Here is a 15,133-nt window from a genome sequence, read left to right as displayed (position 1 = left end):
GATGGCCGAGTTCACCATGCCCGCGCTCGGTGCCGACATGGACGAGGGCATGCTCTCCGAGTGGCTGGTGCACCCGGGTGACCGCGTGGCGCGCGGCGACGTCATCGCGGTGGTCGAGACCGCCAAGTCCGCGATCGAGGTGGAGTGCTTCCACAGCGGTACGGTCGAGGCCCTCCTGGTGGACGAGGGAACCACCGTGCCGGTCGGCACCCCGCTGGCACGCATCGGCACGGCCTCCGAAAGCCCGTCCGCCGAAATCAGTCCGACCGAGAGCCGTCCGCCCGAAAGTCCACCCGGCGAAAGCCCGCCGCCGTCGACGCCCCTGGTCCGCCGACTCGCCCAGGATCTGCACGTCGACCTCACTGTTCTCCAAGGTTCGGGCCCGGGAGGCAGGATCACACGCGCGGACGTGGAGCACGCGGAACCAGCACCAGCACCAGCACCAGCACCAGCACCAGCACCAGAGCGTGACAAGAAGCCGGTGCGCGGGGGCGACGCCCCGGCCAAAGAGCTTCCCGCTCCGCTGCGTGTGAAGTCTTCTCCGCTCGCGCGGCGGCTTGCCACCGAGCTCGGCGTCGACCTCGCCGATGTGACCGGCACTGGTCGGGATGGCACCGTTCGTGCGGATGACGTCCGTTCCGCCACGGCCGCCGAGGGCGCGCAGCGGCCGGCCCACCCGGACATGGCGCGGGCGGCCACGGCCCGGCTCATGAGCCGCTCCAAGCGGGAGATCCCGCACTTCTATCTCGCCACGACCGTGGACATGGCAGCGGCCCTGGAGTGGATGCACGCCCGCAACCGCGAACTGCCGCTCTCCGCACGGCTGGTGCCCGCAGCACTCACGTTCAAGGCCGTCGCGCTGGCGGCACGGAAAGTGCCCGCGTTGAACGGGCACTGGGTCGACGACGGCTTCGTCCCCGCGGACGAGGTACGGCTGGGCGTCGCGGTCTCCCTGCGGGGCGGCGGTCTCGTCGTACCCGCCCTCGCCCACGCCGACACACTTTCCGTGCCCGAGGTGATGGCCGCACTCAAGGACCTGGTGGCGCGGGCACGGGGCGGCCGACTCCGGGCGTCCGAGACCGTCGACCCCAGCCTCACCGTCACCAACCTCGGCGACCAGGGCGTCGAGGCCGTGTTCGGCGTCGTCTACCCGCCGCAGGTCGCCCTCGTCGGCCTGGGCAGGATCGTCCAGCGGCCCGTGGCCGTGAACGGCCTGCTGGGAGTACGTCCCGTACTCACGGCGACGCTGTCCGCCGATCACAGAGCCGCCGACGGCGCCACCGGCGCGCGACTCCTGACCGCCCTGGACCGGCTCCTGCAACACCCGGAGGAACTGTGAACCACGACCAGGCGAAGGCGTTCGTTCGGCAAGCCGTACAGCGTGTCGTCCCCGGCGCCGACTTCACAGGGCTCGATCCCGGCGTGTCCCTCCGGGACACCTTCGAGATGGATTCGCTGGACTTCCTCGAGTTCGTGGAAGCGCTCGCCGAACTCAGTGGGAGGGAACTCACCGAGGACGACTATCCGGCCCTCGTCACCTGGGACGGCTGCGCCGCTCGCCTGGTGGCCGGAGCGGGTGCGTCCGCGCAGGGAAGGAGCGGGTGATGCGACACCGCAGGATCGACAAGCTGATGACCCGCGAGGTGGTGAGCGTCCGCGGCGACGCGCCGTTCAAGGAGATCGTGCGGGTGCTGTCGCAGCACCGAATCACGGCGCTGCCGGTGGTGGACGGAGAGAACCGGGTGATCGGAGTCGTGTCGGAGGGCGATCTGATGAGGAAGACGGCCGACCAGGCCACCACCCCGGGAGACGTGCCGGGCGTGCCGGGGCTCGAGGCGTGGGAGCGCGCGAAGGCCGGGGGAACGCGCGCGGAGGAGCTGATGTCGGCACCCGCCGTGTGCGCCCGCCCCGACTGGACCGTGGCGGAGGCGGCCCGGCTCATGGAGGTCCAGGGAATCAAGCGGCTCGTCGTCGTCGACGACGACGACCGGCTGGTGGGCCTCGTGAGCCGCCGCGACCTCCTGAGCATCTTCCTCCGCCAGGACGACGACATCCGCCGGGAGATCGTCGAGGACGTGCTCGGCGACACTCTGCGTCTCGACCCGGCCTCGCTCACGGTCGACGTGCGCGACGGGCGGGTCGACCTCACCGGGAAGCTGCGCTTCCGCGGCATGATCCCGGCCGTCGAACGCATGTGCGCGACGGTCGACGGAGTGGTCTCGGTCTCCTCGACCCGTCTCACCTACGACATCGACGACACCGAACGAGGAGGTGGACGATCATGACGCACGGCATCGTGGTCGGTCTGGACGGCACGGAGCAGGCGAACGCCGCCGCGCAGTGGGCGGCGCAGGAGGCGGTGCTGCGCGGCACCAAGGTGCACCTGGTGCATGTGAAGGAAACGTCGCCGGACGCCCTGCTGCCTTTCGCGGCGCGAGAGCCCGACGAGCCCTGGGCGGAGGATCTGCTCGCCCGCACGGCGGCCGGGCTGCGCGAACGCCATCCGGATCTGTCGGTGACCACCAGCCTGCTGCCGGCGGATCCCGTGGCGAGCCTCGTCGCCGCGGCCGAGCAGAGCGACCTGCTCGTCCTCGGCTCCCGCGCCCTGGGCGGTACGACCGGATACCTGATCGGCTCCGTCGGGATGACGGTCGCCGGTCTCGTCGAACGGCCCGTCGTCCTCGTACGGTCCCTCGACACGTCACCTCCGCAAGGACCCGTCGTGGTCGGCGTCGACCTCCGGCAACCCTCGGACACCGTTCTGGGATTCGCCTTCGAGGAGGCGGCCCGGCGGCTCGCCCGCGTGCAGGTCGTCTACGCGCAGCAGCTGCCTGTGTACGCGACGCTCGGCCCCGCCATGGTCCCGGACATCCGGCTCACCGTCGCCCCCGAGATCCAGCGTTCGCTCGACGATCTCCTCGAACCCTGGCGAGCGAAGTTCCCCGACGTGGCCGCGAGCGGGCGAGTGACGATCGGGTCGGCCGGCCAGGAGCTGGTGCACACCGCTGCGGACGCGGCCCTCGTGGTGGCCGGTCGGCGCACCAGGGGTTCGACGCTGGGCGCACACATCGGCAGTGTGGCCCACGCGGTGCTGCACCACAGTCGGTCACCGGTCGCTCTCGTCCCCCACGGCTGACCTCGGGGCCGATCAGCCGTCGGCTGCCGCCGGCCGCAGCCGTACCGCCGTGACCTTGTACTCCGGGCACGAGGTCACGGTGTCGGCGTGCTCCGAGGTGAGGGAGTTGACGCCGCTGGCCGGGAAGTGGAACGCGCAGAAGACCTGCCCCGGAGCTACTTGGGTCCCGACGCGGGCGACGAGTCGCGCCTGTCCGTGGCGGCTCTCGACAGTGACAGGGGTGCCGTCCCGCAGTCCGTGACGTGCGGCGTCCTCGGGATGCAGGTCCAGGCGGTCGTGCGCGTCGAGGAGGAGGTTGCCGCCGCGCCGAGTCATGCTCCCGGAGTTGTAGTGGGCCCAGCGGCGCCCTGTGACGAGCACGAGCGGATATTCTTCGTCCGGCTCTTCCCCGGGCGGCAGATAGGGGGCCGCCGACAGGTGTGCACGCCCATCAGGAGTGGCGAACTCCGTCCTGTACAGGGTGCGTTCGCCGGGCCGGTCCGGCGCGGGGCAGGGCCAGGGCACGGCCCCCTCCCGATCGATCCGCTCGTGCGAGAGACCGGCGAAGAGAGGCGTCACACGTCCGCACTCGGCGAGAGCCGCTGCCGGGGTGGGGCAGCCCAGGTCGGCACCCAGGGCATCGGCCACGGCGTGCACGACCTCGAAGTCGGAGAGCGCTGTTCCGGGCGGTGTCACCGCTTTCCGTACGCGCTGGAAGCGGCGGTCGAAGTTGACGAAGGTTCCGTCCTTCTCCAGCCAGGAGGCCACGGGCAGGACGACATCGGCGTGTCGGGCGGTCTCCGAGAGAAAGAGCTCGTTGACGACGACGAGCGGGCAGGCGTCGAGAGCCTCCGCGACCCGTCGGCTGTCGGGATCGGTCGCGCACACGTCCTCGCCGATGACCCACAGCGCCCGCAGCCGGCCCTGCCGGGCCGCCGCGAACATCTCGGGGATGCGCATACCCGGCCGCTCGGGGACCGGTCGCCCCCACACCGCCTCGGCGCGGGCGCGGGCCTCCGGGTCGGTGACACGGCCGTAGCCCGGGAGCAGATCGGGCAGGGCTCCCATGTCGGAGGCGCCTTGGACGTTGTTCTGACCGCGCAGAGGGCTGATGCCGAACCCGCGACCGGTGCCTCCGACGGCGCCGCGCAGGATGGGGAGGTTCGCCAGGGTCCGGACGCCGTCGGTGCCGTGCAGGTGCTCGGTGACCCCGAGTCCGTACACGACGGCCGGCCGCTCCGCGCGGCCGTAGAGCCGGGCGGCCTTCCTGATGTCGTCGGCGGGGACTCCGGTGATCCCCGCGACCCGCTCGGGCGGGTAGTCGGCCAGCAGGTCGGTGAGTTCGCCCAGTCCGGTGGCGCGCTCGTGGAGGAAGCCCGGGTCGGTCATGCCTTCGTCGACGAGGACGTGGGCGAGGCCGTGGAAGAGCGCGACGTTCGTACCGGGGCGCGGACGCAGGTGGACGTCGGCATGGTGGGCGAGGCCCACGGCACGGGGGTCGGCCACGATCAGGGAGGCGCCTGAGAGCGCCCGCTGCAGGAGGCGGGCACCGACGACGGGGTGGGCTTCGACGGGGTTGGCGCCGACGACCAGGAGGCAGTCGGCGGTCTCGACGTCGTCGAACGGGTCGGTGCCGCCGGCGCGTCCGAAGGACGCGGTGAGTCCTGCGGCGGAAGGGGCGTGGCAGAGGCGGGAGCAGTTGTCGATGTTGTTGGTGCCGATGACGGTCCGCAGGAACTTCTGGACGAGGTAGTTCTCCTCGTTGCTGGCACGGGCGGAGGAGATCGCGGCCACCGCGTCGGGGCCGCCGTTCTGCACTGCGGCACGCAGCCCATCGGCGACCAAGGCAATCGCCTCGGCCCAACTGGCGTTCCTGAGAGTACCGTTCTCGCGGACCAAGGGCTCGGTGAGACGTTCGGCCGAGCCGAGGTATCCGTAGGCGAAACGGCCTTTGACGCAGGCGTGGCCCCGGTTGACGGGGCCGTCCCCGGCGGGAAGCACCGCGGCGACGCGGTCCCCGCGGACGACGACGTCGAGGGTGCACCCGACACCGCAGTAGCCGCAGGTGGTGCGCACGCGGTCGGCGGGTGTCCGCCGGGAGGTGAGGCCCTGACCAGGTCCGGGCTGGGTGATCGCCCCCGTCGGGCAGGTGTCGACGCAGCCGCCGCAGGCGACGCAGTCGGATTCGGCCCAAGGGCCGCCGGTTCCCGGGGCGACGACCGTGTCGGCACCGCGCCCGGTGAGGGTGAGCGCGAAGGTGCCCTGGACGTCGGAGCACATCCGGACACAGCGCCCGCACGCGATGCACAGGTCCCGGTCGAGATGGACGTACGGGTGGCTCTCGTCCTGCCCGCGCGTGGGAACACCTGCCGCCGTGTCCGTCGGGATCTCCAAGGCCCTGCACGCTTCGGCCAGTTCCGTGGTCGCGCCGTCGGTAAGAGCGTGCGGCGGGAGCGCCGAGGCGATCAGGGCGACCGCGTCCCGGCGCAGGTTCCGCAGGCCCTCGTCGGCGGTGTCGACGGTGAGGTCCGGAGCCGCGGGTGTGACGCAGGCGGCGACGGTCCGGCCGTCGGCGCGGACCAGGCAGGTCCGGCAGGAGCCGGCCGGCCGGAGACGGTCGTCGTGGCAGAGAGCGGGCAGGTCGACTCCGGCCGCCCGTACCGCGTCGAGAAGCGAGGCCCCGGCGGACAGTTCGACCGGAACGCCGTCGACCTGGAGCCGGGTCATCGGTCCCATCCTTCGAGGACCGGCCCGTAAGCGCGGGCGAGGCTGCGGACGGCGGCGGGGACACGGCGGCCGAAGGCACAGAGGCTCGCCTCGCCCATCAGCCGTGCCAGTCGCTCGTAGGTCTCCCCCGGCCCGCCCCGGTCCCGCGCGAGTCCGAACCCTCGCCGGGTACCGACCCGGCAGGGCGAGCAGGCTCCGCAGCTCTCGTCGGCGGCGAACTCCCAGATATGTCGCATGAGCTCGTGCGGATCGGTGTCGGCGTCGAAGGCGACCATGCCACCGTGGCCGAGGGCGGCGCCGTGCGCGGCGAGTGCGGCCGTGGTGAGCGGGACGTCGAGGGCGGTCCCGGCGAGGAAGCCGCCGAGGGGTCCGCCGATCTGGAGGACGACGAGCTCACGGCCGTCCCTGAGACCGCCGCCGAACCGGGTGACGATCTCGTCCACGGGAGTGCCGAGTTCGACCTCGTACGCCCCGGGCCGGGCGAAGCGCTCGGAGAGGCACACCAGCTTGGTGCCGGTCTCGTCCGGTACGCCGCGTCGGGCGTAGGACGCTCCGCCATGGGCGACGATCCAGGGCACGGCTGCCAGCGTCTCCACGTTGTTGACCACGGTCGGCGCGTCCCACAGGCCGTGGTCCGTGGGGTAGGGGGGCCGGGGGCGCGCACAGCCGCGAGCACCCTCGAGGCGGGCGATGAGGGCGGTCTCCTCACCGGAGACGTAGGAACCCGCTCCTTCGACGACCTCGACGAACGGCCGCGGACCGGCCGCCCCGACCGAGGGAGCCAGGTCGCCCGCCTCCGTCGCGCGCTCCACCGCCCGGCGCAGCCGGGCCATGGCCCTCGGGTACTCGGAGCGCACCAGGACGACGCCGCGTCCGGCGCCGCAGGCGAGGCAGGCCAGCGCGAGTCCCGCGAGGACACGCTCGGGGTCCTCCTCCATGAGCAGCCGGTCGGCGTAGGAGCCGGGGTCGCCTTCGTCGCCGTTGGCGACGACGACCGCGCCCGGCTTCCCCACCGCCGCGGCCCACTTGTCGGCCACCGGGAACCCGGCGCCGCCGCGCCCGCGGAGCCCCGAGGCGGCGGTCTCCTGCCGTACGTCGTCGGGCCGCAGCCCCGCCACCGCCCGGCGCCACACGTCCCAGGCATCGTGCCCTCCCACGATCCCGGCGAGCAGGACGGGCGCCCCCGTGGTGTCGGCCACGGGGATGCCCGGCGCGCGCGGTTCCGTCCGCCCACCGAGTTGGTCGGCCAGGTCCGGGCCCGTGCGAGCCAGGGTGCCGTCGAGAGCGGCGGGGCCCGCGTAGCAGTAGCCGAGGCAGTGCACGGTCTGCAGCGAAGTCGAACCCGCCTCGTCGACCGCGCCCGCCACCACTCCGAGCGCGCGCTCGACCTCCGCCAGATGCCGTCCTCCCCGCGCGGCGAAGCACGCCGTCGCGGTGCACACCCGCACGTGCCGCTCGCCGCGCGGAGCGGTGAGATCGGCGAAGAAGGTGGCGGGGCCGAGCCCCGCGGCCGCCGGCAGTCCGGTCGCCTCCGCGACCTGGGGCGCCCATGCCCCGGGCTCCTCCGAGGTGCCCGATCTGGCGCGCTCCAGCGCGGCAGGCAACATCCCTCCGCGCCCTCCGTGCCGAACGGTCAGTTCACGGAGCGCGTCGGGGCGTCGGCCCGGCTCCCCGGGCTTCCGACCGGCCATGGTCCCAGGGTGACCGGCCGCGCCCCCGCTCGCATCCCGACCGGTCACGGTCCCCCGCTGCGCAAGGCGGTCAGGCGTCGGCGGTACTCCTCCTCGTCGATCTCACCGCGCGCCAGTCGCTCGCCCAGGATCTGCTCGGCCGACGCCGCTGCGCCGAAACCCCGAGGCCGTTCCGTGGCGCGGTCCAGTGAGCGGAAAAGCATCACCGCGACAGTGATGAGCAGCCCCCAGAACAGCACCATCCCGGCCGACATGGCGAACCAGCCCCATCCGTTCATGCCGTCGCCGTACCAGAACATCATCGCCACTCACACTCCCGACGGCGGACCGGCAGGAGCCGGACACTGCCTGGGGCCGGTCCGTCACTCCCACCGTGCCCGGCCCAGGACTCCCCGCACAGGGCCGACCGGCCCATGCCGTGGGGGGGTGGCCCGGTTCCTGCTCCGCGACCGTCCGGGACGCGCGACGGCGACGGGGTCGATGGCGTCGCGCACGGCCCTGGCCATGCGGACGCCGGCCACCTGGCAGCTGGCGTTCCTGTACGCCGTGTCCTTCGGCGGGTTCGTCGCTTTCAGCGTCTATCTCCCGACCTACCTCACCCGGGCCTACGAGCTCGGCCGCTCCGACGCCGCACTGGCTTCGTCGTCCTCGCCGTGGCGATGCGGCCCGTGGGCGGCTGGCTGTCGGACCGCACCCACCCCGTCCCCGTACCGACGGTTTCGTACGGTGTCGTTTCGGCGTGCGCCCTGGTCGCGGCTTTCGAGGCGGCCCTGGTCCCGGTGGGAACAGCGGCCTTCTTCGGCATGGCCGCCGGCCTGGGCGCCGGATCCGGGGCCGTCTTCGCGCTCGTCGCACGTCTGGTTCCGGCCGAGCGGGTCGGCTCGGTGACCGGAGTGGTCGGTGCGGCAGGTGGTCTCGGAGGCTCTTCCCACCCCTCGTGACGGGAGCACCTTCGTCGCCGTGGAGGGAATCTGCTCGGATCCCTGCTGGGCGTGCTGACGACCTGGCTGATGTACCAGAACAGCGCCGCATTCGAGGGCCTCGAAGGAGGGTTCCCCGTCGAATGGGCCGGCGTCGGCGGCCTGGCGGCAGCAACCTTCGCCGCCTCGCTCCTGGCCACGATCGGGCCGGCACGGCGCGCGGCCGCCGTCCGCCCGGCCCTCGCGGTCCGCGTCACCGAATGACGGGCAACCCAGGCCAGCTCATCTGGCCAACCCGGTGGTGAGGCGCCACCGCCACGAAATCCACTTCCCAGCGCACCGCCGCCTCGTCACGCGACGAGCTCCCGGGCGATGCCGTCCGCCCAGGCGTCGACCGCTGCCCAATCCCTGTGGTCGCCGTAACGGCAACCAAGCAACCGGAACAACAAGGCACCCTTCCGGTCGAGGTGCTCGCGCCGGATCACGCCCGAGAAACGCCGATGGTCCCGAGGACGGACGACCTCGACGAGAGCAGCAATACGAGGCTGCACCTTGCGTTCGGCAAGTCGGCGCAACGGCCCGGGCAAGGCGGCGGCCATGCCGACACTGAACATCCACGTCGGCTGATCGCCCATGCGATCAGCGTTGCTCCTGACGAAGCCCTCCGCCGCGGGCAGCCAAGCGCCGTCATGGACCGCGCTGCCCAGCACAAGCGCTTCGCCCGGCGAGGGCCACTGCCCGTCGGGGGACGTGGGCATTGCCTGGATCTCCACATGGTGTCCGTTCAGGCGCAATCGCTCACCGATACGGTCGGCGATCTCCTGCGTGGAGTGATGCTCGGACGCGTAGAAGACCCAAACGGAGACCATGGCAGTTCACTGCTCCGCGCCGGGAGCCCTGTACCGGACTTGCCCGGCTCGGCCCAGGGCATCCAGTGTTTCATCGACGGTCAGGAGAACGGTCGTCTCGAACGAGCTGAGCGCGCCGCCTCCACCGATCGCCAGCGCAACTGCAGCCATGGACACGTTGTCGGGAGCCTCCCACAGGTTGTAGCCGTCATGCGTGCCGAAGGCGTACCAGAAGCCGTGGAGCTTCCCGCCGACAGACTCGATGTACGACCGAGCGGCCTCTGCGCGGTCCTCGGGATGCCCGATCAGCCTCGCCCAGGTCTCCGGCGTGTAGCTGAACCTCGACAGATAAAGCGGCATCGGGTCTCTCCTTCGTTTCCCCCACGGATGCCCGCGCTGGGATGGAGAGCCGCCGGACAGGCCCGCAGATCCCCCGAACAGCGGGCACGATGACCGGCACAGCCCACCATTGACGGCGAGTCCCCATGGGCAGGCTCGCCCCCGCGGGCCATCGGTCAAAGGTCCACTCCGTGCCGACCAAGATCCGGGCCATACGCGAAGTCAGCGGCCATGCGAGGCGTGTACCACCAGCACTCGAAGAACCTCCTCGTCTCGTACGCGCCGAAGAAGCTCGGCTTCTTCCAGCGCCCAGGGTGCCTGTCCCGGGTCTGCCCGGGGCAGGCACCCTGGCGCCGCGCCGATCGGTGGGGGAGGTTCAGCCGGTCGGCAGGCCCAGCCCGTAGTAGGTGACGTGGTAGTCGCCCACGTATCCCGCCTCGCCTCCGATGATCAGGTCGGTGGGATCGCTCACGCCGGCCGCCCTGGCCGTGGCCACGAGCATCTCGGCGAGCGCGCGGCCCTTCGGTTCACCGGGGCCGCCCGCGGCCACACGCCACTTCGGGTCGTCATCGCCGAAGACCGACGCCGTGTCGGGGAATTCGGCGACCGTGCCCCACCCGAGCGCGGCCGGACCGATGTCGTCCGGCGCGAAGCAGGCGATCGAGAGCCGGTCGCCGCACACCACGTCGAAAAGGAGGGGCGCGCTGCGGCCGTCGCGCCCGTAGAACGGCATCGCGAGCCGGATCCCCAGGGCGGTGGTCTCGGCGGGCAGCGCTCCCAGGAACCCTCCCAGCGACCGGACGACGGTCTCCCAGCTACGGGCGGTCCAGCCGCCCGGGAAGCCGAGGCCGACGTTGGCCCGGTCACGGTTGCTGCCGAAGAAGCCGCTGATCGCGTGCTCCTCGCCATGGCCCTGACGCCAGAACCAGTTCTCCGCGGGATCGGTGGGTTGCAGCACCAGCTCCGGCCCCGACGTCCCGGCCCGCAGTTCGAGCGTGTCCGGGCTCCCGCGCCAGCGTACGAAGGGAGCGCCCCAGAGCGGCTCGCTGTCGTAGAAGGGGCCCATGTCACCGTGCGAGCCCATGATGGACGGCTCGCCCAGCGCGGCGGTCACTTCCTCCCTGGCGGCGCGGAAGGCCGCCGCTTGCGCCGCGGCGTCCGGCGCGGGGTTCGCCACGGGGACGGCGAGCTCCACGTACGACTCGCCGTCGGCGTAACGCTTCTCGTAGTCGCCGACCGGACGCAGGCGGGCATCGCCCGAGGGCCGCCCCGTGATCAGCACGGGAGCGTCCGGCGTGCCGCCCCAGCCCCACCCGAGCTCGGCCGCCATGGCCCTCACACCCTCCGGCGTCCAGCCGTCGGCGTCTGCCGCGACGAGTCGCCGGGCGAGCTCCCCGATGGACTCCACTGCCGAGCCTTCCTGTTGTACGTTCATCGGGCCATCCTGCCGCATCCCGGGCCGGATCCGCGCAGGCACCGGTACCGCCCCGCAGGCACCGGCGTGCTGACGCGCCGGGCCCGGCGGACGCAGCCTGTGCAACCCACACCGCCCCCTGCGGACTCGCCCTGTGCACCGGTGCATTCACGGGGGTGATCGGCGAACGGCCTGTCCGCCGTGCTCTGCGCCGCGGCCGCCCGCGCCCTGCCGAAGACCCGCCGCACCCTCCGGTTCGACCGCGGCGACAACCACCCACGGGCGCACGGCGGCGAGTTCGCCCACGCGCCCCTAAAACTCCGCGGCCGGTGGCCGGTCATTTCGCCGATGTCTTGCTCCGTCGTCGCCCCGACAGTGGCGGGGCCGGTCCACACCGGTGCGCCGGCCGGCTTCCGGCCGGCGTCGCGCAGCCCCCACCTTGAGGCACACGACGTGAGAGGACGACTCCGTCATGAAACGACACATCGCTGCCGTCGCGGCCCTGTCTTCCCTGGCCTTCCTGGCCGCGCCCACCGCCACCGCCGCGGACAATCCCTACCAGCGCGGCCCGGCGCCCACCACCGCCTCCATCGAGGCGGCCCGCGGGTATTACGCGGTCTCCCAGACCAGCGTCTCCTCCCTCGTCGCCACCGGGTTCGGCGGCGGCACCATCTACTACCCCACCTCCACCAGTGACGGCACGTTCGGCGCCGTGGTGATCTCCCCCGGGTTCACCGCGTACGAGTCCTCCATCTCGTGGCTGGGACCGCGGCTCGCCTCGCAGGGCTTCGTCGTCTTCACGATCGACACCCTCACCACGCTCGACCAGCCGGACAGCCGGGGCCGCCAGCTGCTCGCCGCACTCGACTACCTGACCCAGCGCAGCTCGGTCCGGGGCCGTGTCGACGCCTCACGGCTGGGCGTCATGGGCCACTCGATGGGCGGGGGAGGCACCCTGGAGGCCGCGAAGAGCCGGCCCTCGCTCAAGGCCGCCATCCCGCTCACCGGCTGGAACACCGACAAGACCTGGCCCGAGATCAGCACCCCGACCCTGGTCGTCGGCGCGGACGGGGACACGATCGCCCCGGTCGCCACCCACTCGGAGCCGTTCTACGAGAGCCTGCCTGCCTCGCTGGACAAGGCCTACCTGGAGCTCAACGGGGCCACCCACTTCACCCCCAACAGCTCCGACACGACGATCGCGAAGTACAGCATTTCCTGGTTGAAGCGGTTCATCGACGACGACACCCGTTACGACCAGTTCCTCTGCCCCCTGCCACGGCCGAGTCTGACGATCGAGGAGTACCGGGGCACCTGCCCCCTCGGCTCCTGACGTGCGCGAGGTCCTCGCCCCGGGTGGGCGAGGACCTCCGGTCCGGACGTTCGGGTTGTCCGCGTGCACAGCGGGCGGGCCCGAGGTGTGGACCCCGGCCCAACGTCGTCCTCATTCCTCACCTCATTCCTCACCTCTTCTCTCGCTGCTTACCGGCAAGTAAGGTGACGGCGTGAGTGGAGCGTCGAGGGCCGCCGCTGTTCCGGGGCTGTACGACCGTGCCTCCGAACTCGCCGCCGTGGCGGAGCTGTCGGCGCGGGCCGCCGAGGGGACGGGCGCCGTCCTGCTGCTCACCGGGGCCCCGGGCACCGGTCGCACCGCGCTGCTGGACCAGGCCGTACGGGACTCCCGGATCCGGGCCCACCGCGTGGCCGCGCCCGGCGGCAACCGCGTCCCCTGGAGCGGCGTGCGCGCCCTCCTCTCCGCCCTCGCCCCCACCCCCTCGGCCGCGCGCCGTGCCCTGCGGGCGGCCCGTGGCCCCGGCGGCGTGCCCGGCGCACTGGCGGCCCTGTGCCCCGGCGAGCCGCTGCTGCTCTGCCTGGACGACCACCACCTCTGGGACGCCCATTCCCGCGCCGCGCTCGACGCGGCCTGGCGCGGGAACACCGGACCATGGGCATGGGTCGTCTCGTTCGCCGCCCATCACCGGCCCCCCGAGGTGGCGGGTGCCCGGCTGCTGTCCCTGGGGCGGCTGAGCCGCGAGGGGGCGCGGTGCCTGCTCGACGACCTGTGCCGGGTGCCTCTGACGGCGTCCTTCCGCACGCGGCTCCTCGACGAGGCCGCAGGCCATCCCGGTGTCCTGGCGGCGACGGCCGTCCGCCTCTCCTCCGAGCCGAAGGCCGGTGACGGCCCGTCGGGTTCGGTCATCGACGACGTCTCGCTGTCCGAGGTGTACCGAGGGCTCCTCGGCTCGCTGCCGGCGGAGTGCGGGCGGATGCTGAGCCTGGTGGCCGTCGCCGGGGAGCCGGTTCCCGACACCGGGCGGCCGGACCCTGCGGCCGGGGTGCCCGACGCCGTACGCCCGGTCCGCGCGGACGCGGTCCTGGCGGTGGCCCGCGCCGTGCGCGCGTCGCCCGAGGCGCTCGACCGGCTGGTCGCCGACGGGCTCCTGCACGGGAGCCGGGAAGCACTCCGGTTCGACGACCCGTTCCTGCGGCGCGCGGTCCTGGGTGCCGTGCCGCCGTCCCGGCGCCGGGAGCTGTCCGCCCTCTTCGCCCCTCCCCCCGCATCCCGCTCGGACGACGGCACTCCCGGAGCCGACGCCCGGGCGCTGCCCGGTGTGGTGCGCGGAAGGGCGGAACTCGCGCGCGGCGTGGCCGGATTGGGGGACGGTCCGGTCGGGGACGCCCATCAGGTCCTGCTCCTCGCCGCCTCGCTGCTGCGCGAGGGGGCGCCCGAGGAGGCTTCGGAGGCGCGGTCCCTCGCCATGGACGCGGCGTGGGCGGCCGGGGACCCGGAGGCCTGCGCGATCGCTCTCGGCGCGAGCGGCCTCGGCGGCGCACGCACCGAAGCCTTCGCCGACACCGACGCGGTGGAACGGGACTTCCGCGACGGAATGTGTGCCGCGCTCGCGGTGCGGCTGGAGGAGGCACGTGCGCCGCTGGCCCGGGTCGTGGCCCACGACGGCACGTCCGACGAGCCTCGCCGCCTGTTGCGCGCAGGAGTCGCCGCCCTGGTCCTGGGGGACGCGCCCGCCGCCGTACGCGTGCATGCCCGTGCCCTGGCCAGGGTGCGCGCCGCGGCCGCCACCGCGCTGCTGCCCCGGGTCCTCGAACACCTGGCCTACGCCGAGTTGCGGGCCGGGCAGCACGAGCGTGCCGCCGCACACGCCAGGGAGGGGCTCCGCACGGCGGAGTCCACCGGGCAACGCAACGGGGCCGCCCACCAGCACGCGGTCCTCGCCCTGGCGGCCTCCGTCCGGGGCGACGTCCCGGCCGTCGTGGAGCATGCGGGCCGGGCGCTCGGGACCGCCCGCGCGCACGGCCTCGTCCAGGCGACGACGCTCGCCGAGTGGGCGATCGCCCGGACCGAACTCGCGGGGGGGCTCGCCGCGCAGGCCGCGGCGCGTCTCGCTCCCCTCGTCGGGAGGGGGCCGCGCGGCGGTCACTTCGCCCTGCGGATGCTCGTCGTGCCCTGTTTCGTCGAGGCCGCCTGCGCGGCGGGCCGGAGAGCCGAGGCCGGTACGGCGGCCGAGGAGTTCGCGGTCTGGGCCGGGCTCGGCCTCGACCCCCAGGCGCCCGCCCAACTGGCCCGCTGCCGAGCACTGCTGGCCGGCGAGGACGACGCGGCGGACCGGTACCGCGAGGCGCTGCGGCACCATGAGGGGAACGGCAACGACTTCGAACGGGCCCGGACCCTCCTCGCGTACGGCAAGTGGCTGCGCCGCCGCAGACGTCTGGTCGAGGCCCGGGGCCCGCTGAGCGACGCGCTGGTCACCTTCGAGCGCGCGGCGGCCGGGGTGTGGGCCGACCAGGCCCGGGCCGAACTGCGGGCCACCGGAGGGGCCGTGGGCCGGAGGACCGCCCCCGGTGCGGCGGGCGAGCTGACCCCTCAGCAGCAGCGCATCGCCGGACTCGTGGCGGCGGGGGCGACGAACCACGAGATCGCCGACCGGCTGTCGCTGAGCCCCCGCACGGTCGACCACCACCTGCGGAACGTCTTCGCCCGACTGGGAGTCCGCTCCCGCGTCGAACTCTCGGGGCTGCTGGCCCACGGCACGGGCGACGGCCGCCCTTCGGAGCGGTGA

At 73.2% G+C, this 15,133-nt stretch carries 13 protein-coding genes and 1 pseudogene; 8 read left to right on the top strand and 6 right to left on the bottom strand.

Annotated elements, in window-relative coordinates:
• Position 1: 1 nt before the first annotated feature.
• From ACNJ93_RS31590 to ACNJ93_RS31575, 4 genes are read left to right on the top strand one after another with little or no spacing between them, the layout of a single operon-like run.
• Positions 2-1,339, top strand: a complete 1,338-nt coding sequence (locus tag ACNJ93_RS31590; protein WP_418960885.1) for a 2-oxo acid dehydrogenase subunit E2 — start codon at positions 2-4, stop codon at positions 1,337-1,339.
• On the top strand, positions 1,336-1,605 hold the full coding sequence (locus ACNJ93_RS31585) for a phosphopantetheine-binding protein (protein ID WP_184931898.1): 270 nt from the start codon (positions 1,336-1,338) through the stop codon (positions 1,603-1,605). Before ACNJ93_RS31590 ends, ACNJ93_RS31585 begins: the two co-directional genes overlap by 4 nt.
• Positions 1,605-2,285 (top strand): CBS domain-containing protein, encoded by a 681-nt coding sequence (locus tag ACNJ93_RS31580; protein WP_418960884.1) that lies wholly within the window; start codon positions 1,605-1,607, stop codon positions 2,283-2,285. The genes ACNJ93_RS31585 and ACNJ93_RS31580 overlap by 1 nt, the downstream gene beginning before the upstream one ends.
• Positions 2,282-3,136 (top strand): universal stress protein, encoded by an 855-nt coding sequence (locus tag ACNJ93_RS31575; protein ID WP_418960883.1) that lies wholly within the window; start codon positions 2,282-2,284, stop codon positions 3,134-3,136. Before ACNJ93_RS31580 ends, ACNJ93_RS31575 begins: the two co-directional genes overlap by 4 nt.
• A gap of 12 nt (positions 3,137-3,148) precedes the next feature.
• On the opposite strand, the gene fdhF is transcribed toward ACNJ93_RS31575, so the two are convergent.
• The 3 genes from fdhF to ACNJ93_RS31560 all read right to left on the bottom strand — a co-directional run bounded on the left by fdhF (position 3,149) and on the right by ACNJ93_RS31560 (position 7,835).
• On the bottom strand, positions 3,149-5,842 hold the full coding sequence (gene fdhF / locus ACNJ93_RS31570) for a formate dehydrogenase subunit alpha (protein ID WP_418960882.1): 2,694 nt from the start codon (positions 5,840-5,842) through the stop codon (positions 3,149-3,151).
• Positions 5,839-7,449, bottom strand: a complete 1,611-nt coding sequence (locus tag ACNJ93_RS31565; RefSeq protein WP_418960881.1) for an NAD(P)H-dependent oxidoreductase subunit E — start codon at positions 7,447-7,449, stop codon at positions 5,839-5,841. The genes fdhF and ACNJ93_RS31565 overlap by 4 nt, the downstream gene beginning before the upstream one ends.
• A gap of 128 nt (positions 7,450-7,577) precedes the next feature.
• Complete coding sequence (locus tag ACNJ93_RS31560; RefSeq protein ID WP_418961593.1) at positions 7,578-7,835, bottom strand: SHOCT domain-containing protein; 258 nt, start codon at positions 7,833-7,835, stop codon at positions 7,578-7,580.
• Positions 7,836-7,959: 124 nt separating this feature from the next.
• Between ACNJ93_RS31560 and ACNJ93_RS31555 the strand changes: the two are divergent.
• A pseudogene (locus ACNJ93_RS31555) lies at positions 7,960-8,482 on the top strand (MFS transporter); the annotation flags it as partial.
• A gap of 43 nt (positions 8,483-8,525) precedes the next feature.
• A complete protein-coding gene (locus ACNJ93_RS31550; protein WP_418961625.1) occupies positions 8,526-8,717 on the top strand; it encodes a hypothetical protein in 192 nt (63 codons plus the stop codon).
• Positions 8,718-8,803: 86 nt separating this feature from the next.
• Here ACNJ93_RS31550 and ACNJ93_RS31545 read toward each other — a convergent pair whose 3' ends face one another.
• The 3 genes from ACNJ93_RS31545 to ACNJ93_RS31535 form a co-directional block, all read right to left on the bottom strand.
• Positions 8,804-9,322 carry a flavodoxin domain-containing protein gene (locus tag ACNJ93_RS31545; RefSeq protein ID WP_418960880.1) on the bottom strand — a complete coding sequence of 173 codons (519 nt, stop codon included), beginning with the start codon at positions 9,320-9,322 and terminating at the stop codon, positions 8,804-8,806.
• A gap of 6 nt (positions 9,323-9,328) precedes the next feature.
• The gene (locus ACNJ93_RS31540; protein ID WP_418960879.1) at positions 9,329-9,661 is read right to left on the bottom strand and encodes a GYD domain-containing protein; all 333 of its coding nucleotides are present in this window, start codon (positions 9,659-9,661) and stop codon (positions 9,329-9,331) included.
• Positions 9,662-10,016: 355 nt separating this feature from the next.
• Positions 10,017-11,075 (bottom strand): hypothetical protein, encoded by a 1,059-nt coding sequence (locus tag ACNJ93_RS31535; protein WP_418960878.1) that lies wholly within the window; start codon positions 11,073-11,075, stop codon positions 10,017-10,019.
• A gap of 451 nt (positions 11,076-11,526) precedes the next feature.
• Here ACNJ93_RS31535 and ACNJ93_RS31530 point away from each other — a divergent pair, with 451 nt between their 5' ends.
• A complete protein-coding gene (locus tag ACNJ93_RS31530) occupies positions 11,527-12,387 on the top strand; it encodes an alpha/beta hydrolase family protein (RefSeq protein ID WP_418960877.1) in 861 nt (286 codons plus the stop codon).
• A gap of 172 nt (positions 12,388-12,559) precedes the next feature.
• Complete coding sequence (locus tag ACNJ93_RS31525) at positions 12,560-15,133, top strand: LuxR C-terminal-related transcriptional regulator (RefSeq protein ID WP_418960876.1); 2,574 nt, start codon at positions 12,560-12,562, stop codon at positions 15,131-15,133.

Origin of the sequence: Streptomyces tritici, assembly GCF_048500665.1 — a bacterium.
GTDB lineage: Bacteria > Actinomycetota > Actinomycetes > Streptomycetales > Streptomycetaceae > Streptomyces > Streptomyces tritici.
Note: the sequence above shows the minus strand (reverse complement) of the source record. Positions and strands in the feature narration are given on the sequence as shown.